The organism is Acinetobacter sp. Q186-3, from assembly GCF_013420655.1.
Classification (GTDB): Bacteria; Pseudomonadota; Gammaproteobacteria; order Pseudomonadales; family Moraxellaceae; genus Acinetobacter; species Acinetobacter indicus.
Genome location: NZ_VOXS01000008.1, coordinates 62,516 through 81,903, shown reverse-complemented (window position 1 = coordinate 81,903; position 19,388 = coordinate 62,516). Strand labels below are relative to the sequence as shown.

The window sequence follows — 19,388 nt, the reverse complement described above, 5'->3', positions numbered from 1 at the left end:
CTACATATCTGCCTGCCAGTTTTGTTATAACTGGGAAAATTGAATGGCCCGACCTGATCTTTCACCATGCTGTTATTGAAACTGTTACCGCTGCTACTGCGCCTGCTTAAACTGGAGCAGTTTCGCTGCCGGGCTTTAACCCCGGGCGAAATTGCGTTGTGCCAGCGCGTATTCGGGCAGCTGATTGATTACAGCCGGGTCAGCATCATGAATCATCCTTATTTGCCCTGGCAACCGGCGCATATTCTGATGGCGCCGCAAGGTTATATTCATGTGCGTGATCCATTGTACCGGGAAGATTATAGCCAGGCACCGCTTGCCTTTCAGGCGGTGCTGATTCATGAAATGACACATATTTACCAGCATCAGCAGCAGATTAATGTGCTGCTGAAAGGTGCGCTGCTGCAAACCGCTTTTTATCTGTCTGCCGGGCGGTATAATCCCTACCGTTACCAGCTAATTCCCGGTAAGCCGTTTTTTGCCTACAACATTGAACAGCAAGGCGATATTGCCCGCGATATTTTTTTAAACAAGATTGACAATATTATTCTGCATCCACCGGCCTAAACTGCGCTGCAATAGCGCTTTCATGTTGCAAGCTGCCGGTTTTTTGTGCCATCAGGCCCGATTCACCGAACCCATGCTTTTGTTACTCAAGCTTACTAAATAAAGCATTATGCGCCTTCTCTCACGGCGCGAATTGCCGCTACTATGCAATTATCCTGAATATGCTATAGCATCTGAATTAATTTAAGATAAAATAAACCCGTCTGATTTTTTGCATTGCAAAATAAGATTTTATCAAGTCGTATGCGTATTACTTTTTATACTTGAGCCAGTCGGCAGTACTTTTTAGTATCAGAATGCACCGCTGCCCGATCACCATAATTACAAGCGGCAGCCCGTGTATTCAAAACCCTATAGGAATAGGACGTAAATTAATGAAATCTTTTAAAATTGCCCTTGCACAGTTCTCTCCATACATTGGCAATCTCGAAGCAAATGCGCAAAAAATGCTTGAACAAGCAAATGAAGCGAAAAAACAACAGGCTGACCTGATCATTTTCCCAGAGCTTTCTCTGATTGGTTATCCAGCAGAAGATTTGCTGTTACGCCCAAGCCTCAAAAAACGCACGCAAAAAGCGTTTGAACAGCTCAGCCAGATTAAAGACATCGTTGTGGTATTTGGTTTTGTCAATGAAACTGAAGATGGCCAGCGTTATAACTCGGCTGCGGTAATGAAAGATGGCCAGATTCTGGGTATTTATAACAAGCAGAATTTACCGAATTACGGCGTGTTTGATGAAAAACGTTATTTTAACGAAGGTCATCAACATCTGGTCTTTGAATACTTGGGGCATAAATTTGGCGTACTGATTTGTGAAGATGTCTGGTCTTTAGCCACTGTACAGCAACTGGCCCAGCTGAATGTAGAAACCGTGCTGGTGCTGAATTCATCGCCATACGAAGTTGGTAAACCACAGCACCGTATTGATACCATGACTGCGCTGGCCAAACAGCTGAATCTGAACCTGGCCTATGTCAATCAGGTTGGTGGTCAGGATGATCTGATCTTTGATGGCACCAGCTTCCTGATCAGCAAAGACGGTGAACTGGCTTTACGTGCGCCAACCTATCAGGAAGGCCTGTTTGTGGTGGAGTATGAAGCCGAACAGCAGCGCTATAAAACGGGCGAACAGGCGGCAGCCCTCGACACCATGGCTGAAATTTATCAGGGTCTGGTGCTGGCAACACGTGACTATGTACAACGTTCAGGTTTCCCAGGCGTGATTCTGGGTTTATCTGGCGGGATTGACTCTGCACTAACCTTGGCCATTGCGGTTGATGCCCTGGGTGCAGACAAAGTACAAGCGGTGATGATGCCGTATACCTATACCGCGCAAATTAGTGTAGAAGATGCTGCACAGCAAGCCAAAACCATGGGTGTGACCTTTGGCATTGCCGAAATTCACTCGATTGTGAACAGCTTTATGCAAACCCTGTATCCATTCTTTGGCAATAGCCCGGTTGATACCACCGAAGAAAACCTGCAGGCCCGTGCCCGCGGTACGTTGCTAATGGGCTTATCCAATAAATTTGGCAACCTGGTCCTGTCGACTGGTAACAAATCTGAACTGTCAGTCGGTTACTGCACCCTGTATGGCGATATGGTTGGTGGTTATGCAGTTCTCAAAGATGTCTACAAAACCATCGTGTTTGAACTGGCCAAATACCGGAACAGTATAAGCGAACAGCCGGTGATTCCGGAGCGTGTAATTAGCCGTCCGCCATCAGCTGAACTGAGCCCGGACCAGAAAGATCAGGACTCTTTGCCACCGTATGATGTGCTAGATGCGATCCTGTATGCCTATATTGAAGAAGACCTGAGCCAGGACGATATTATTGCCAAAGGCTTTGATCAGGCTGTGGTTGAAAAAGTGGTGCGTCTGGTTGACCGCAATGAATACAAACGCCGTCAGGGCGCAATTGGTCCACGCATTACATCACGTTCTTTTAGCCGTGAACGCCGTTATCCATTAGTCAATGGCTGGAAACCGGGCCTATAAGCTCCTGATCTGATCCATCCTAAAAACCTCAAGCCAGTCTTGGGGTTTTTTATTGTCTGCTGGAATGAGGCTACTTAGAATACGCATCTTCCCCTGCCATCTAAACCGATCCTATATTTTTGAGTTCTACGTCATTCAAAAAAACCAATATCAATGAATCGTCTAGGTTGACTAAAAACAGATAGACAACGGTCTATGTTTAACCCTATGTTCAAGATATGCATGAGCTAAAATTGGATGCAATGGATTTCATATGACACTAAGAAATACCCTGCAGACTTTAGAACAGATTTATCATTATTTAACTGAACGTCCGCATTTTCATCGCTATAGCCAGTATGAGCGCCTGAACGCGTTTTTCGCCGAAATCCATGATACAGGCAGTATCGAGTTTGAAGCTGGGCAGTCTTATCTGTTTAAAGGTATATTTAATGGCAAGCCTAAAGTGATTGATGGTTCTAAAGCGCCGGCCCTTGCGCATAAACAGGAATTCTTAAGCTGGGTACAGCAACAGCTGAATTCCTAAGCCAGCATTTTATTCATCGCTGGTATCTAAATTGCGCGGAGAGTTTGCACAACATTTTTTTGGACTTTTTGAACAGACAAAAAAAGAGACCAAGCTGAGAGCTTGGTCTTTTAAAATGGTGGCTATGACGGGACTTGAACCTGTGACCCCCGCATTATGAGTGCGGTGCTCTAACCAACTGAGCTACATAGCCGTAAACTGTGTGCGCATTATCTAAAGTTCGGACTTTATCGTCAAGATATTTATCTACTCAAATGAACACTGTTTAAGCAAAACATGACGTTTTTATTAATTTTTAACCGGATTTGCAATTTTTTACTTGGGTCAAACCCTTTCGCTGACTATGATGAAACTTTCCAGGATCAATCATTTGAACACAATGCAGTTAAAAATATGGATCAGTAGTCTGCTAGTTGCGACATTATCGGGCTGTCAGCTGGTTGCCCCACTCATGGTGGACTATAACGGGGTACGCCGCGATGTCGCAGAATTTATTAATGGTCATCTCTGGTTCACCATTCCGCAAAAACGCATTCTGGTCGAGTATGCCAAAGGCCAGCAGAAGATTTTAACCGCAGATCGCCTAAGTCCTGAAGCACAACAGGCGCTTGCACAGGAACGCTATGAAGGCCGTTATTGTGCTGCACAAAAAATTACCGTGTCCAAACTGGATAAGGTCGATGAGAAAATTTTTGTCTATGCCGACCAGCAGCAACGCTGGCAACAGATTCAACAGCTACAGCAGACGCTGAAGCTGGATGTGCAGCAGCTCAACTGCGAGCACAGATTTTAAAGACAAAAAAAAAGATCACATAAGGATGTGATCTTTAAAAATGGTGGCTATGACGAGACTTGAACTTGTGACCCCCGCATTATGAGTGCGGTGCTCTAACCAACTGAGCTACATAGCCGTAAACTGTGCGCGCATTATCTGCTGTAATGTTTATAACGTCAAGCCCTTCTACAGGCTAATTGTACAAAATTTGGTGAAGTGAACCGATAAGCCGGGTTCTGTCGAGAACGATCATTCCTCTAGGCGTACAATCACTCATACGCTCAAGCGACCTACCCGAATCCAGTACGGGCCGTACCTCAGGATTCCTATTTGGTCTTGCTTCTGGTGGGGTTTACCATGCCATGAACTGTTACCAGTCATGCGGTGCGCTCTTACCGCACCCTTTCACCCTTACCTTCGATTTCTTCCGAAAAAGAAACCTGAATGAAGGCGGTCTACTCTCTGCTGCACTTTCCGTCGGCTCACGCCGCCCAGGCGTTACCTGGCACCCTGCCCTATGAAGCCCGGACTTTCCTCCCCTGCTTTAGTCACGGAGACCTCCACAGCAGCGATCGTCTGGTTCACTTCGAGGGCGCATCTTAACAAATAAATGCACTAATTGCTCGTGCTTTTTTGATCAATCAGTTTTTGATACTTTTCCAGTAATTGTTCCTGGGTTTCGACATGATGGGGATCATGCGGAATACAGTCCACCGGACAGAATAACTGACACTGCGGTTTATCATGATGCCCGACACATTCGGTACACAGCGCCGGGTTGATTTCATAAATCAGCTCGCCCATGAAAATAGCCTCATTCGGGCACACAGGTTCACAGACATCGCAGTTAATGCATTCATCGGTAATATATAAAGACACGCTACCAACCTTGTTGATGTTTGCGTTCAAAGGCTTCGACCACGGTTTGCGGTACAAACTTGGTCACATCTCCTTTTAAACGCGCAATTTCACGCACCAGCGTGGATGAAATAAACGAATATTGCTCTGACGGCGTTAAAAATACCGCTTCAAAATTGGTATCCAGCTGACGGTTCATATTGGCCAGCTGAAACTCGTATTCAAAGTCAGACACTGCACGTAAACCACGCAGTACCGCCGTGGCCTGCTGTTCGCGGAAGAAATTCACCAGCAGGCCATCAAAGCCGACAAATTCCACATTGGGTAAATGGCTGAGTGAGGTTTTGGCCAGTTCTACCCGCTCATCTAGAGTAAACACCGGATTTTTATGATGACCAATGGCAATTGCGACCACCACTTCATCAAACATTCTGGCCGCCCGTGTTACTAAATCGATATGACCATTGGTGATTGGATCAAAGGTCCCCGGATAAATCACGCGAGTTTTAGACATCCATTTTTACTCTAGTTGGTTTTGTAGAGCCATATTTTAGCAAAAACTTGATTTATTGGTGAATAAACTCGGCCAATTTCACAAAAATCCTGCGATAGTGCTGCAATTCAGCGCTGATTTTGGAATTGTCAGCATGCCTGTGTTTGGGGCACAATAGGCCTAACGTTGGAAGTGACTCATTATGGCGAAAGCAACTGTAGTTAAAAAAAATACCAGTGGCACGATTGCACAGAACAAACGTGCACGCCACGATTATTTTATTGAAGAAAAATTTGAAGCCGGACTGTCCCTGCAAGGCTGGGAAGTCAAGTCTTTGCGTGCCGGTCGTATGAGCCTGACCGAAAGCTATATCACCTTTAAAAATGGTGAAGCCTTCTTATTTGGCGCCCAAATTCAACCTTTACTGTCGGCTTCGACCCATGTGGTGCCTGAAGCGACCCGTACCCGCAAGCTGTTACTGAACCGCAAAGAAATTGCCAAACTGCTCGGTGCGGTGAACCAGAAAGGTTATTCCTGTGTGCCGCTGGTCTGTTACTGGAAAGGTCCGCTGGCCAAACTGGAAATTGCCCTGGTGAAAGGGAAACAGCTGCATGATAAACGTGCCACTGAAAAAGACCGTGACTGGCAGCGTGATAAAGCCCGTTTAATGCATAAATAAGCACGTTTGAACACAAGTACTTGATGTAAAAATGCCTCCAACATGGGAGGCATTTTTTATTGCATCATTGGAAAGCAAACTTATTTCTGTTTTAAGCCCACCAGATAAGCGCCAAACTTCACCGCTGTTTCCAGGTCACCTTCTGGCGGGGTAACGTCAACGCTGGCATTGTCAGACTGGGTCATTAAGCCCAGAAAGCTCGACATCCGGTTAATATCATGCGGACTACGGCCTGTTGGCATAAACGGCAAGCCCGACCATAACATGCCATGCTGCATGGCAAATAAATTGATCTGCTGTAACACCGCCAGCTTGTCACCGCTTAAACCGCCGCCATTGGTAAAGCCAGCAGCAATTTTGCCCTGCCAGCTTCGCGCTAGCCAGCGTTTTGAAGATTGTTCCATAAACTGTTTCAGTGCCGAAGTCAGACTGCCCATATAGGTTGGACAGCCCATGACCAGAATATCGCTCTGATCCAGCACATCCCAATCGACCTCGCTCACTGCCATTAAATGTACTTCAGCTCCGGCTTTTTCGGCGCCCTGCACAATATGCTGTGCCACCTTGGCGGTATGGCCATAGGGACTATGATACACAACACAGACTTTTACTTGCGACACAGATGTTTGATCAGTAACAGACATGGAAACTTTAAAAACCCAATAATTCAGTCAAGTTTAGCATTGATCAGCGATAAAAACGAATGTTGCCATGCGTCCGGTTTTGGCCTGACGACGATAAGAATAATACTCCTCGGCCTCCCGATAGGTACACTGATCACCACCTAAAATGGTGGTTACCCCCTGCTCGGTCAGGATATAGCGGGCAATCGCATATAAATCGGCATAGAATTTTCCGGCCTGTTTCCCTGCCTGAAAGGCGCTGCTTAATGCGGGATATTTCTCGCAAAATACCTGCTTTACTTCGGCCCCTACCTCAAAACACGGCTGGCTAATGGCCGCGCCTAACCAGGCCCAGGTCGGTGGGTGCTGCATGGCGGCAATGGTATTTTCAACAATACCATGGGCTAAACCTTTCCAGCCGGCATGTAAATTGGCCACTTCCGTGCCCGCCTGATTGCCCAGCACAATGGGCAGGCAGTCGGCGGTCATCATCATTAAGGCATGGCCTTTGCGCTGCGTGACCAGTCCATCGCCTTCCGGTGCATTAAAATGCAGCTCATCATTTATCACATGACACAAGGTGCTGTGGGTCTGGTTCATCCAGCTGATTGTATTAACACCGTATTCGGCCAGCTGTTCCAGTAACAGCATACGATGCTGCTGCACCCGTTCCGCTGCATCCTGCACATGCAAGGCCAGGTTAAAACCGGCCAGTTCCGGTACTTGCGCTGGCAAGGCCTGCTGATGCTGAATCCGCGTTTGCGCCACATAAACCTGTGCCGGTAATCCCTGAATAAATTGCATCTCAGCTCCTGTGTTCACTTAAAAGCGGCGTTGAGATCATACTTTCTCAACGCCGCAGAACGGTTTAATAGGCAGCGTTTTCGCTACGCAACACATCCACCAGCTGGCTGAAATCTTCCGGCCACGGCGCTTCAAACATCATGTCCTGTTTGGTACGTGGATGCACCAGCCCCAGTTTGGCCGCGTGCAGTGCCTGACGTTTAAAACCGCGCAAAGTTTCATTGAGCAGCTCGGAGGCTCCAGCCGGCACACGCACACGTGGCATATACACCGGATCGCCAATCAGACCATGACCAATATAGCTGAAATGAACCCGGATCTGATGGGTACGGCCGGTTTCCAGACGCGCCTGAACCCGGGTGAAATGCTGGAAACGCTCTTTCACGTTATAGTGCGTCACGGCATCTTTCCCGCCCGGCAATACCGTCATTTTAATCCGGTCCACCGGATGGCGCTTGATCGGCTCATCAATGGTGCCACCGGCAATAATATTGCCATACACCACCACATCATAAATCCGGTACACCGACTTGTTGGCCAGCTGCTTGCTCAGGTCAAACTGTGCCTCCAGATTTTTCGCCACCACCAGCAAACCGCTGGTGTCTTTATCAATACGATGTACCAGCCCGGCACGTGACAATTCTGCCGATTTTGGATAATGGAACAGCAAGGCATTGACCAGTGTGCCGGTAATATTGCCCGCACCAGGATGCACCACCATGCCAACCGGTTTATTAATCACTAAAATATCATCATCTTCATAGACAATATCGAGAGGGATATTTTCAGGCTGACTGTTGGTCTGTGCTTCAAGTTCAACATTTAAACTTAACAGTTCATTGCCTTCGCACTTGTACTTTGGTTTGACAGTGTTACCATTCACCAACAAATGGCCATCTTTTAGCCACTGTTTCAGTTTTTCACGTGAAAAATCACTCCAGATGAGGGCTGCAACCTGGTCGATACGTTGCCCCAGATAGCTTTCATCCAGTTGAAATTGCAACGATAAACGTGTTGCAGTTGGGTCTGAAGTATGATTATCTGCATCCTCAGAATCATCAAGTAAATTGAAGTCAGTTTCAGGGATGTTGGAATTGGAAGATTGTGCTTGAGACATTTGATCATTCAGACAAAAGTGGTTTAATAGCGCAATTGTAGCTCATTGCCCGTAATAACAGAGGAATTTTTATGTCGCTACCACGTTATAAAATTACCATGCTAGCTCTTTCACTTGGCGTTGCATCTGCAATCGTGGGCTGTAGCAGTAATCCAAAAAAAGAAGTGGTCGATACAGGTCCGCAATCTAGCGAACAAGTTTATATTCAAAAAGCAGAACGAGCACTGGAACGCGGGCAATATACCGATGCTATCCAGCATCTTGAAGCATTAGAAACCTATTATCCTACCGGTGAATATGCCCAGCAGGCACAACTTGAACTGCTGTATGCAAAATTCCAGCAAAAAGATTATGAAGGTGCAGTCGCACTGGCCGACCGTTTTATCCGGATGAACCCGCAGCATCCAAATGCTGACTATGCCTACTATGTGCGCGGCGTGGCCAATATGGAACAGAACTATGATGGTTTAATCCGTTATACCTCGTTAAAACAGGCGCATCGTGATGTCAGCTATTTAAAAGTGGCTTATCAGAACTTTGTCGATTTCATTCGCCGTTATCCATCAAGCACCTATGCTGTGGATGCTGCACAACGTATGCAGTTTATCGGGCAAGAGCTGGCAGAAGCGGAAATGAATGCGGCACGTTTTAATATTAAACGTAAGGCCTGGGTCGCCGCGGTGGAACGTTCACTCTGGGTAATCGAACATTATCCGCAAACCCCACAGATTCCGGAAGCAATTGCCACCGCAGCCTATGGTTATACCCAACTGGGTGACCGTGCCACTGCACAACAGTATATTGACCTGTTAAAACTGAACTATCCAAATCTGGTTAAAGCCGATGGCTCTGTAAACCTGCGTGCTGCACGGAATGAAGGTAGCTGGCTAAACCGTGCGACTTTGGGTATTTTTGGTCGTGAAGCACAGGCCACCACCGAACAGCAGCAAAAACTGGCCAACCAGCAGGAAGAACCACGTAGCTGGACCAACCGTTTAAGTTTTGGTTTGCTGGACCGTCCTGAAAAACAGGAAAACAGTGAAGCGGCCGAGTAAACATAATTAACATCCATGACTGTCTTAAATTTGATTTAAACATTCCATTGGATACGCAGATGTGGCAGGGATGCCACACGTTCCCCATCACAACAAGGATGTTGTGTATGGGGAACAAAGACTTTTGCCTACTTTGGGTCTTTCCAAAGTAGGAAGTTCTCCATACAAAGCCCTTAACAGGCCGAATGAAAATAGAGGCCCAACACACTTAAAATAAAATTTGTCTCTTCCTTTTATTGTCCTAACATAAGTACAGCTTTGAAAAATAGCGAGTAAGGATAGAGCTTTTAACCTGTTTTTCAATTTTGCAAAATATAAAGCATACGTTACTATACTTGCCCTTTTATCTTGGCCACTTGCCTGAACACGCAAAACCGGATAGAAAGGAAACAATACACTGTAATCTCTATACCCTGTCGATCTGTTCGACCTACCGCTTAACCGACCCGATAAAAACAGTATGGCTATTCCTCAACACACGATTGATCAGATTCTGGATCGGACCGACATTGTCGATCTGATTGGTCAGCGCGTGAAACTGAAAAAAACCGGGCGGACCTATTCGGGCTGTTGTCCATTTCATCAGGAAAAAACCCCGTCTTTCCACGTTTATCGCGACAAACAGTATTATCACTGCTTTGGCTGTCAGGCCAACGGCAATGCAATTCGCTTTTTAATGGATATCGACAGCCGTAACTTTGTCGATGTCATGAAAGATCTGGCTAGTCAGACCGGTATCGAGCTGCCAAAAGACAATCAGGACAGCAAAAAACTGGTCTATAAACGCGAGGTCAAAAAACCGGCGCCACCGGCCAAAACTGCACCCGCGCCAGCAACACCCACACCGACCGAAACTGATCAAGTCCCTGCTGCACATTTTGATCCTTTTGAGCAGTTCCAGCCAGCAGATGATCCCTTTGCCGGTTTTGAACAATATCCGGATTTTGATCAGGAGCCGATACAGGAAGGCAACCTGTTTGATCTGCTGGAAAATGTGGCGCAGTTTTATGAACAGCAGTTACCGCACAGCCAGTCGGCACAGCAATATTTTCGCCAGCGCGGTTTAAGCGCACAGACCATCCAGTTCTGGCGTTTGGGCTATGCACCGGAAGACTGGCAGCATCTGGAAAAAGCATTTCCACAAGATATTGAAGGTTTAAAACTGCTGGGGCTAATTCGTACCAGCGATTCCGGCCGTGATTTTGACCTGCTACGTGACCGGGTGATTTTCCCGATCCGCGATCACAAAGGGCGTGTGGTCGGTTTTGGTGGCCGTGCGCTCAATGATGAAATCAAGCCGAAATATATCAACTCGCCCGATTCGGAAGTCTTCCATAAAAACCAGCTGCTGTATGGCCTATACGAAGGCCGCAAGCAGAAAGCCCAGGACTGGCTGATGGTGGAAGGCTATATGGATGTGATTGCGCTGCAGCAATATGGCATTTATGGCGCCGTGGCAACGCTGGGGACTGCCAGTAATACCGAACACCTGAATATTCTGTTTAAGCAGAACTCACGCATTACCATTGCCTTTGATGGTGATGCCGCAGGTCAGAAAGCAGCACGACGTACGCTGGAAATTGCCCTGCCCCTGCTGAATGATGGCCGTGAACTGAAGTTTTTTGTGCTGCCGGATGATCATGACCCAGACTCGCTGATCCGCCGTGAAGGCATTGAAAATTTCCGCCGCCTGCTCGATCAGGCGCCGCTACTGTCTGATTTTGTGTTTGCGCATTTAAGTCAAAACCATGATATCAGCAAGCCCGAAGGCAAAAGTCAGGTGATGGGCGAGTTAAAACAGCTGACTGAACTGTTACCGAAAACCGGCTCTTACCGTTATCTGCTGCAACAGTTTTTCCGCGAGAAGCTCGGCTTTAACCGCAAATGGCAGCCACATACCAATAATGATGCCTCACTCAGCTTTAGCACCAAGGTTGATGCCGAAGAATATGTGGTGGCGATTCTAATCAACCATCCGTATTTATATATTCATTTTGAGCCGTTACGCGCACTGATTCCGACCGATCAGTTACTGGCCAAAATCCTGCAAATCTTTAACGGAATTTTTGATGAATTACCGGATGATCCGGAACTGGCCAAATACTATGTGCTAGGCGCCTGTGCGGCTTATCATTACGAATTGCAGCGCATTTTACAGCAGGCCAATGTCGGGGATTACACCACTTCACCAGAAAAAGCTGACAAGCTGGCCGAAGATTTTTCCATTAAACTGCAATACCATTTCTTGCAGCAGAAAATCCGCTCGAAGAAATTTAGCAGTATTGAAGAAATGCGTAATCTGAAACATCAGATTTATCAGATTGATAAAAAACGTTCCCTGACCTTACTGGAAGAATAAGCGGCATTAAACACCATGCTAAACCATCACAATGGCTTAGCGTTTAGATTTACGCCGTTTGACACTGACCTGCTGCAGTTCGTTTTGCAGCATTTCAAAGTATTCCGGATCTTCGGCTTTGGCCGCCTGACGCAGCACAATCGAGGTGGGATGCAGCAATTTCTGAGTCAAACGGTAAGAAAATTCCTGTAACACCTGTGCCGCATTTTCACCTTTGGCAATTCGTGCCATCGCCAGCTGCAGTTCTTCCTGACGTAACGTTTCACCCTGCTCACGATAAGCCTGAATGGTACTGCCGGCACTTTTGACCTTTTGCTGGGTTACCAGTTCGGTCGCCAGCTGATTCACCATCACCTCGGCTTCTACCGCGGCCTGACGACGCTGTGCCAGATTCTCGTCAATCACGCTTTGCAGGTCATCAACGCCGTATAGATACACACCATCTAGCGATTCCACTTTCGGGTCGATATCACGCGGAACAGCCAGATCGACCAGCAACATCTGCTGGTAACGACGCTTTTTCAGCGCGGCTTTGACTTCTTTATAGCCAATCACCTGATGCAGGCTGCCGGTACAGCTGGAGATCACATCGGCGCGATGCAAATGTTCTGCCAGCTGTTCAAATTCAATAATTTCAACTTCTACCCGATGGGCAATTTCCTGGGCCAGATTTTCAGCACGGGCACGGGTGCGGTTGCAGATCATGACCTTGGCCACGCCCATTTCCGCCAGATGCTTGGCCACCAGACTGTTCATTTCACCTGCCGCCACCACCAGCACGGTCAGCTTGTCCGGATGGCTAAACACCTGTAGCGCCAACTGTGCTACTGCATAGCCCATGGACACCGCATGACTGCCGACTGCCGTTTCAGAACGCACCCGTTTGGCCGCATAAAAGGCGTATTCAAAAATATGGTTTAAATCTTGCGAAACGGTGTGGGCATCTTTGGCCAAAGATAAGGCCGATTTGACCTGCCCCAGAATTTGCGGTTCACCGAGCATTAAGGAATCGAGGCCGCTGGCAACGCGCATTAAGTGGGTGACAGCCTGCGCATTTTCATAGCGATAAACGTGATTTTGTAGTTGTTTGACATCCAGACCATTTACCTGGGCGAGCCAGCCCAGCACCGTGTCTGCATGGTCAGACATGGCGTACACTTCAGTTCGGTTACATGTAGAAACCACCACCATGTCATTTAACAGGTGACTCTGGCTTTGTTCGGCAAGTAATTGAGTTAACTTTTCAGGGTTAAAAGCAATTTGCTCACGCAATTCTACAGAGGCGGTTTGATGGTTGACACCCAATGCAAAGAAAGACATATCAGATCATCATTTCGCTAAATTTATGCTATTGTGCAATAACGGTGTCATAAAAAGCATTACTTGGATCAAGAAAAATTGCGTCAAACAACCAGCCGGCTTAGCGGCGCGACAATTAAGCAATATTCTACCACACTCTTACTCGTGGGTAGCATGGCTTCTAGTGCTCATATTAGAGCATCTGGAGATTTTTTCCATGCACCTACAAATCTGAACGCCATAAAACAAAGCATGGTGGCGGAATTTGCCCTCGCCTCGAATGACGTGGCTACCGCCTTACATAACTATACTGTACTGGCAATTAAAAGTAATTCAACCAGTATTAAACAGCGCGCACTGAATATTGCACTGGAACACAATGACTTAAATGCAGCTTTGGACATTGCCACCCACTGGGTGATTCAGGAACCGGAAGATGTTCCAGCCCTGTTTTATCTGGCGCATATTGCCCTGAAAGCGCATGAATATGACCTGGCCGCTGAAACCCTGGACAAGATTCTGGCCATTGATGCCACTGCCGATTTAGAACAGATTCTGGCCGGTATTGCCCCGGAGTCGCCAGAAGATCGTGAGTTTCTGATTCAGGCACTACGCACCAGCAAAGAAAAAGATAATCCCTCAATTCTGATTCTGATTGCCGGTTTAAAAGCCCAGAATGGCCAGTTAGAAGAAGCGCTGGAAACGGTCAACCGGGTGCTACGCAAACGTCCGAAAGTGACCGGTTATATCCTGCTCAAAGCCAGCCTGCTAAGTGCGCTGCAAGACTCGAAAGCTGCCCAGGAATGGTATGCCAAATCCAGCCGCAAACATAAAAACAATCTGGAAGTACGTCTGGCTGAAGCCAAATATCTGTTAAAAACCAATCAGCCGGAATTGGCCCTGACCAAACTGGAAGCGATGCTGGAAAAATGGCCAAAGGAAGATGAAGCCCTGTTTCTGGCTGGTCTGACCAGTATTGACTTGAAGCAGTATGAAAAGGCCGAGAAATATCTGGTCGAGTTGCGTTATTCCAACCAGTATCAAAATGAAGCCTATTACTATCTGGCGGTCAATGCCGAGCGTAAACAGCATTTTGAAACCGCCAAAGCCTATTACCGTCTGGTCGATGGCAGCCTGTATACCGTTTCGCGGCGCAGCATGATCAATATTTATAGCCAGCAAAGCCGCCAGCATGAAGCCTTACGCTTTTTGACCCAGGAACGGGTCAATTATCCGCAGCACGCCAGTTTTTTATATCAGGCTCAGGCGGAAATTCTAAAGCGCATGAACAACAAGACTGCCGCCTTAAGACTGCTGGATGAAGCCATCCGCAATTTACCCGATGATCCGGAACTGCTGTATTCGGAAGTGTTGCTGCTAGACCCTTATCAGGACAAAGACAAACTGGACCGCTTGCTGAAAAAACTGTTACAGGTCGAGCCGAACAGTCCGACTTATTTAAATGCCTATGCCTATACCCTGGCGCTACAAAACCGCCGGCTGGATGAAGCACGCCAGTATGTGGAACAGGCGCTGGAATTTGCTCCGGAACAGGCCTCAATTCTGGATACTTTAGGCCTGATCAGCTATCTGCAAAATGATTTTGACACCTCTGCCCAGGTGCTGGAAAAGGCTTTTGCCTTAAGTGCAACAGTCAAAATTGGGGTCCGTTATGCCAAGGCGCTGTATATGCAGGGCAATTTGACAAAATTTAGTCAAGTTTTACAACAACTCCAACAAAAATATCCAAATGATCCGCAATTAGAACAGCTTCATTCGCTATTGTTACCGCAACACAGCCCTCAGAGTTAATACGCATGCAACTTATTTCCAAACTCAGTCTTAGTCTTGTCACGGTCAGCACCCTGGTGCTGGGTGGTTGTCAGCAGTTCACCCAACCGCAAACACCCGCAAGCCCAATGGTTGAGGCAGAAAATCAGTTTCATCTGCAAGGAAAAATCGGGGTACGCACACCACAGCAGTCAGGCAGCGCCTTTTTTAACTGGCTGCAACAGCAGGAACAGTTTGATATTGAACTAAGCGGCATTTTAGGCGTCGGTAAAACACAGATTTCCGGCCAGCCGGGACAAGTCACACTGAATAGCGCCAAAACCGGCACTATTCAGGCAGCAACAGCCGAAGAACTGCTGCAGCGGGCCACCGGCTGGCAAGCGCCAATCAGTCATATCATTGACTGGGTGCAGGCACGTCCGGCCACTACACAGGCCAAAGTCGCTTACGATAGCCAGCGTCGTCCAACCCAGTTTCTAGAAGATGGCTGGACCGTTGATTTAAGCTATAACGAACAGGCGCGTTTGCCAAACCGTTTAATTTTAAAGCAAACATTTGAATCCGGTCAGGAGAACCGTATTACAATGGTGATCCAAAACCGTTAATTTTGTGCTGTCATGATTCGTGTTCCCTCACCTGCCAAACTGAACCTGTTTTTGCATATTACTGGCCGCCGTGAAAATGGCTATCATGAACTGCAAAGCATTTTCCAGCTGATCGATCTCTACGACTGGCTTGAATTTGAGCCATTGGATACAGCCGAGATTCAGATCGACGGTTTAAATTCAGTCGATCTGGAACAGAACCTGATTTATCGGGCGGCGCAGATCTTAAAACCTTTTACCCAAGCGCCGACCGGTTTAAAAATCCGGCTGGACAAACAGATTCCTATGGGTGCCGGACTTGGTGGTGGCTCATCCAATGCCGCCACCACCCTCATTGTGCTGAACCAACTGTGGCAATGTGGACTCAATTCTGAGCAGCTGGCCGATTTAGGGGTGCAACTGGGCGCCGATGTGCCGATTTTTGTCCATGGCCGCAATGCCTGGGCAGAAGGTATTGGTGAACACTTAACATTCATAGACTTAGAACAAAAACAGTACATAGTGCTAAAACCTGACTGTTTTATCAGCACTCAACTGCTTTTTTCACAAAAAACGTTGACAAGAGATACGAAGCCATCTAAATTTTGCGCCTATCAGTTGAAGCCATCTGATTTCGGAAACAACTTTGAGCCACTGGCCAGAGCCTTATATCCTGAAGTCGATGAAGCCATGCAATATCTAGATCAGTTCGGAGTTGCCAAGCTTACAGGTACAGGTGCCTGTGTTTTTATTGAAGTGACTTCAGAAATGAAGATTGATGAGATTCTGGCTCAGGCACCATGTAAAGCTTACCTGGTCCACAGTTTAGCCGAATCACCATTAATTCATTTCAAAGTTGAATAGGGGTATCGCCAAGTGGTAAGGCAGCGGGTTTTGATCCCGCCATCCGTTGGTTCGAATCCAGCTACCCCTGCCATTTTTCACCTGTAGATGTACTGTATTAGGGGTATCGCCAAGTGGTAAGGCAGCGGGTTTTGATCCCGCCATCCGTTGGTTCGAATCCAGCTACCCCTGCCATCTTACAGTCATCAAATTTAGGGGTATCGCCAAGTGGTAAGGCAGCGGGTTTTGATCCCGCCATTCGTTGGTTCGAATCCAGCTACCCCTGCCATTTTCTCGAAAAAGACAGAGCATTGGTTTGCTGTTCTGCTGTTAATTTACCTTGACATCGACCAGCAAAAATATTAAAGTTCTGCCGCATTAGGGGTATCGCCAAGTGGTAAGGCAGCGGGTTTTGATCCCGCCATTCGTTGGTTCGAATCCAGCTACCCCTGCCATCTATTTCCATACATTCCAACCGCCAAGGGTGCTTCATGCCCAATCTTGTCGTTTTTAGTGGAACTGCGCATCCACAATTCGCCCAAAAAGTCGTAAGCCATCTTCACATTCCTTTAGGTGCTGCCTCAGTCGGTCAATTTTCTGACGGTGAAATTGCTGTAGAAATTACCGAGAATGTACGTGGTAAAGACGTTTTCATCGTTCAGCCTACTTGTGCCCCAACCAATGATAACCTGATGGAAATCCTGGTGATGGCAGATGCATTGCGTCGTGCAAGTGCTGGCCGTATCACTGCCGTGATTCCTTATTTCGGTTATGCCCGTCAAGATCGTCGTCCTCGTTCAAGCCGTGTGCCAATTACTGCAAAAGTGGTTGCAGATATGTTGACCACTGTCGGTATTGACCGCGTGGTGATGATTGACCTGCACGCTGACCAGATTCAAGGTTTCTTCGATATTCCTGTAGACAACATTTACGGTACGCCAGCGCTGCTTGCTGACTTACGCCAGCAGTCACACGACAACCTGATGGTGGTTTCACCTGACGTGGGTGGTGTCGTACGTGCCCGTGCTGTTGCCAAGCAAATGGGGGATATCGACCTTGCGATCATTGATAAACGTCGTCAAAAAGCCAATGAATCACAAGTGATGCATTTGATTGGTGATGTGAAAGATCGTGACTGCGTCATCGTGGATGACATGGTCGATACCGCAGGTACCCTGTGTAAAGCAGCAGATGCACTCAAAACTTTTGGTGCGCGTAAAGTGGTTGCTTATGCTACTCACCCGGTGCTGTCTGGTAAAGCGATTGAGAACTTAAAGAATTCTGTGATTGATGAACTGGTTGTTACTGACACCATTCCATTATCAGAAGAAGCTCAAAACCTTGGCAAGATTCGTCAGGTTTCAGTCGCAAGCATGGTTGCTGAAACAATTCGTCGTATTAACAACGAAGAATCTATTAGCGCAATGTTCGATTCTTATCTATAATAGTGCGCTAAATTTTCAAAAGCCCTGCTTTATGCAGGGCTTTCTATCACCAGATCGGTCGCAGGTCTGGTTTATTTAACCTGAAATAGGATGTCTATCATGGCAAACTTCGTATTAAACGCTCAAGCGCGTGAAGCAGCTAACCAAGGGAAAGGTGCGAGCCGCCGCCTTCGTCACGCTGCTCAAGTTCCAGCTATCATTTATGGTGGCGACGCTGAGCCAGTAGCAGTAACTTTAGAACTTCGTGAGCTTGTAAAAGCTTTAGAAAGCAATGCTTTCTTTGAAGAAGTTGTAGAAATCAAAGTAGGCGACAAAGTTGAAAACGTGAAAATCCAAGCGTTACAACGTCACCCTGCTAAAAACACACCAATGCACGCTGACTTCAAACGCGCATAAGTGTTAATGGTGTAAATTAGTGTCAAATATTTCACTGATTGTTGGTTTGGGCAACCCAGGTGCTGAGTATGCCCAAACCCGCCATAATGCAGGCTTCTGGTTTGTTGAACGCCTTGCAGATCAATATGGCATCTCTTTAAAAGCTGATCCGAAATTCAAAGGCATCAGCGGTCGCGGTAATATTGAAGGTCAGGACGTTCGTCTGCTATTACCAACAACCTTTATGAACCGTTCCGGTCAAAGTGTTGTGCCCTTCGCCAAATTCTATCAAATCGCCCCTGAAGCCATGCTGATTGCCCATGATGAACTGGATATGAATCCGGGGATTATTCGCCTGAAAACTGGCGGCGGTCATGGTGGTCATAATGGTTTACGTGACATCGTTCCGCACACCGGTCCAAATTTCCACCGTTTACGCATTGGTATTGGTCATCCGGGGTCTAAAGAACGTGTTTCCGGTCATGTGCTCAGCAAAGCCCCAAGCCAGGAACAAGGCTTAATGGATGATGCTCTCAGCCACGCGCTGTCTCGCATGAAATTACTGGTCAATGGTGAGATTCAGCAAGCCATGAACCAGATCAATGCCTATAAACCCAACGAATAACCTAATAATTGTTGAACAATCCTGCTTGCCATCTGGCAAAATTGGGCGCAAAATGCGCTCGTCGGCTGATTCGGTCGCAGTGATTGATTCAACCATAAGATAAAGATCTTAGGTCCACTAAGGAGACGCTAGCCATGCTATCTCGTTTATTAAAATGCAAAATTCACCGTGCTTTCGTGACACATGCGGAACTTCATTATGAAGGTTCATGTGCAATTGATGGCAAACTTATGGATTTAGCTGGCATTCGCGAATACGAAGAAATTCACGTCTGGAACGTAACCAATGGCAAACGCTTTACCACTTATGCGATTCGTGGTGAAGACAATTCAGGCATCATTTCAGTCAATGGTGGCGCAGCACATCAGGCAGATGTCGGCGATATCATCATTATTGCGACTTTCGGTGATTTCACTGAAGTAGAAGCCAATGCGCATAAACCACGCCTGGTATATGCCAACCCGGACAACACCGTGAGCCACACCGCCAACTGTATTCCGGTACAAGTCGCTTAAGACCTAAGATCATCCTACGAAAAAGCCCGCACATTGCGGGCTTTTTTATGGCAGA

At 47.1% G+C, this 19,388-nt stretch carries 20 protein-coding genes, 6 tRNA genes and 1 other RNA gene; 18 read left to right on the top strand and 9 right to left on the bottom strand.

Features of this window, described 5'->3' with window-relative positions:
• Positions 1-66: 66 nt before the first annotated feature.
• The 3 genes from FTT64_RS09130 to FTT64_RS09120 all read left to right on the top strand — a co-directional run bounded on the left by FTT64_RS09130 (position 67) and on the right by FTT64_RS09120 (position 3,093).
• Entirely contained in the window at positions 67-567 is a 501-nt protein-coding gene (locus FTT64_RS09130; RefSeq protein WP_016659914.1) for a hypothetical protein, read from the top strand.
• A gap of 374 nt (positions 568-941) precedes the next feature.
• Entirely contained in the window at positions 942-2,567 is a 1,626-nt protein-coding gene (locus FTT64_RS09125; protein WP_005176221.1) for an NAD+ synthase, read from the top strand.
• 253 nt (positions 2,568-2,820) lie between these two features.
• Complete coding sequence (locus FTT64_RS09120) at positions 2,821-3,093, top strand: hypothetical protein (protein ID WP_016659913.1); 273 nt, start codon at positions 2,821-2,823, stop codon at positions 3,091-3,093.
• Positions 3,094-3,209: 116 nt separating this feature from the next.
• Here the strand turns inward: FTT64_RS09120 and FTT64_RS09115 are convergent.
• Positions 3,210-3,286 (bottom strand) — tRNA-Met (locus FTT64_RS09115).
• Positions 3,287-3,472: 186 nt separating this feature from the next.
• On the opposite strand from FTT64_RS09115, the gene FTT64_RS09110 reads away from it, so the two are divergent.
• Entirely contained in the window at positions 3,473-3,886 is a 414-nt protein-coding gene (locus FTT64_RS09110) for a hypothetical protein (RefSeq protein ID WP_227554588.1), read from the top strand.
• Between the two features lie 41 nt (positions 3,887-3,927).
• Here FTT64_RS09110 and FTT64_RS09105 read toward each other — a convergent pair.
• The 4 genes from FTT64_RS09105 to coaD all read right to left on the bottom strand — a co-directional run bounded on the left by FTT64_RS09105 (position 3,928) and on the right by coaD (position 5,240).
• Positions 3,928-4,004 (bottom strand) — tRNA-Met (locus FTT64_RS09105).
• Positions 4,005-4,077: 73 nt separating this feature from the next.
• Positions 4,078-4,456: RNase P RNA component class A (rnpB, locus tag FTT64_RS09100), an RNA gene on the bottom strand.
• Between the two features lie 27 nt (positions 4,457-4,483).
• Complete coding sequence (locus tag FTT64_RS09095; RefSeq protein WP_034597403.1) at positions 4,484-4,747, bottom strand: YfhL family 4Fe-4S dicluster ferredoxin; 264 nt, start codon at positions 4,745-4,747, stop codon at positions 4,484-4,486.
• A gap of 1 nt (position 4,748) precedes the next feature.
• Positions 4,749-5,240 (bottom strand): pantetheine-phosphate adenylyltransferase, encoded by a 492-nt coding sequence (coaD, locus tag FTT64_RS09090; protein ID WP_005176208.1) that lies wholly within the window; start codon positions 5,238-5,240, stop codon positions 4,749-4,751.
• A 181-nt stretch (positions 5,241-5,421) separates the two neighbouring features.
• Here coaD and smpB point away from each other — a divergent pair, with 181 nt between their 5' ends.
• The gene (smpB, locus tag FTT64_RS09085) at positions 5,422-5,898 is read left to right on the top strand and encodes an SsrA-binding protein SmpB (RefSeq protein WP_005176206.1); all 477 of its coding nucleotides are present in this window, start codon (positions 5,422-5,424) and stop codon (positions 5,896-5,898) included.
• An 80-nt stretch (positions 5,899-5,978) separates the two neighbouring features.
• On the opposite strand, the gene FTT64_RS09080 is transcribed toward smpB, so the two are convergent.
• From FTT64_RS09080 to rluD, 3 genes are all read right to left on the bottom strand, one after another.
• Positions 5,979-6,542, bottom strand: coding sequence for a flavodoxin family protein (locus FTT64_RS09080; protein ID WP_104500249.1), 564 nt, complete (start codon positions 6,540-6,542; stop codon positions 5,979-5,981).
• Between the two features lie 33 nt (positions 6,543-6,575).
• The gene (gene pgeF, locus FTT64_RS09075; protein WP_168383258.1) at positions 6,576-7,325 is read right to left on the bottom strand and encodes a peptidoglycan editing factor PgeF; all 750 of its coding nucleotides are present in this window, start codon (positions 7,323-7,325) and stop codon (positions 6,576-6,578) included.
• 64 nt (positions 7,326-7,389) lie between these two features.
• Positions 7,390-8,442, bottom strand: coding sequence for a 23S rRNA pseudouridine(1911/1915/1917) synthase RluD (gene rluD, locus FTT64_RS09070; RefSeq protein ID WP_045796449.1), 1,053 nt, complete (start codon positions 8,440-8,442; stop codon positions 7,390-7,392).
• A 71-nt stretch (positions 8,443-8,513) separates the two neighbouring features.
• Between rluD and FTT64_RS09065 the strand changes: the two genes are divergently transcribed.
• Together FTT64_RS09065 and FTT64_RS09060 are read left to right on the top strand one after the other, a co-directional pair.
• Complete coding sequence (locus FTT64_RS09065) at positions 8,514-9,497, top strand: outer membrane protein assembly factor BamD (RefSeq protein WP_005176190.1); 984 nt, start codon at positions 8,514-8,516, stop codon at positions 9,495-9,497.
• A gap of 460 nt (positions 9,498-9,957) precedes the next feature.
• The gene (locus FTT64_RS09060; protein ID WP_180103918.1) at positions 9,958-11,856 is read left to right on the top strand and encodes a DNA primase; all 1,899 of its coding nucleotides are present in this window, start codon (positions 9,958-9,960) and stop codon (positions 11,854-11,856) included.
• 36 nt (positions 11,857-11,892) lie between these two features.
• Here the strand turns inward: FTT64_RS09060 and hemA are convergent, their stop codons facing one another.
• Positions 11,893-13,176: a glutamyl-tRNA reductase gene (gene hemA / locus FTT64_RS09055; protein ID WP_168396332.1), complete on the bottom strand. Its 1,284-nt coding sequence runs from the start codon at positions 13,174-13,176 to the stop codon at positions 11,893-11,895.
• Positions 13,177-13,254: 78 nt separating this feature from the next.
• Here hemA and FTT64_RS09050 point away from each other — a divergent pair, with 78 nt between their 5' ends.
• From FTT64_RS09050 to panD, 11 genes are all read left to right on the top strand, one after another.
• Complete coding sequence (locus FTT64_RS09050) at positions 13,255-14,967, top strand: tetratricopeptide repeat protein (RefSeq protein WP_180103919.1); 1,713 nt, start codon at positions 13,255-13,257, stop codon at positions 14,965-14,967.
• Positions 14,968-14,972: 5 nt separating this feature from the next.
• Complete coding sequence (gene lolB, locus FTT64_RS09045; protein WP_016659907.1) at positions 14,973-15,551, top strand: lipoprotein insertase outer membrane protein LolB; 579 nt, start codon at positions 14,973-14,975, stop codon at positions 15,549-15,551.
• Between the two features lie 12 nt (positions 15,552-15,563).
• Complete coding sequence (ispE, locus tag FTT64_RS09040) at positions 15,564-16,394, top strand: 4-(cytidine 5'-diphospho)-2-C-methyl-D-erythritol kinase (protein ID WP_180103920.1); 831 nt, start codon at positions 15,564-15,566, stop codon at positions 16,392-16,394.
• A tRNA-Gln gene (locus FTT64_RS09035) sits at positions 16,393-16,467 on the top strand. The genes ispE and FTT64_RS09035 overlap by 2 nt, the downstream gene beginning before the upstream one ends.
• Before the next feature lie 26 nt (positions 16,468-16,493).
• Positions 16,494-16,568 (top strand) — tRNA-Gln (locus tag FTT64_RS09030).
• A 19-nt stretch (positions 16,569-16,587) separates the two neighbouring features.
• Positions 16,588-16,662: transfer RNA gene (locus FTT64_RS09025), tRNA-Gln, on the top strand.
• Positions 16,663-16,753: 91 nt separating this feature from the next.
• Positions 16,754-16,828 (top strand) — tRNA-Gln (locus FTT64_RS09020).
• A gap of 36 nt (positions 16,829-16,864) precedes the next feature.
• On the top strand, positions 16,865-17,818 hold the full coding sequence (locus FTT64_RS09015) for a ribose-phosphate pyrophosphokinase (RefSeq protein ID WP_005176171.1): 954 nt from the start codon (positions 16,865-16,867) through the stop codon (positions 17,816-17,818).
• Between the two features lie 99 nt (positions 17,819-17,917).
• Positions 17,918-18,214: a 50S ribosomal protein L25 gene (rplY, locus tag FTT64_RS09010; RefSeq protein WP_005176167.1), complete on the top strand. Its 297-nt coding sequence runs from the start codon at positions 17,918-17,920 to the stop codon at positions 18,212-18,214.
• A 19-nt stretch (positions 18,215-18,233) separates the two neighbouring features.
• Positions 18,234-18,818 (top strand): aminoacyl-tRNA hydrolase, encoded by a 585-nt coding sequence (gene pth, locus FTT64_RS09005; protein WP_016659905.1) that lies wholly within the window; start codon positions 18,234-18,236, stop codon positions 18,816-18,818.
• A gap of 134 nt (positions 18,819-18,952) precedes the next feature.
• Positions 18,953-19,333: an aspartate 1-decarboxylase gene (gene panD / locus FTT64_RS09000; RefSeq protein WP_005176160.1), complete on the top strand. Its 381-nt coding sequence runs from the start codon at positions 18,953-18,955 to the stop codon at positions 19,331-19,333.
• Positions 19,334-19,388: the final 55 nt, after the last annotated feature.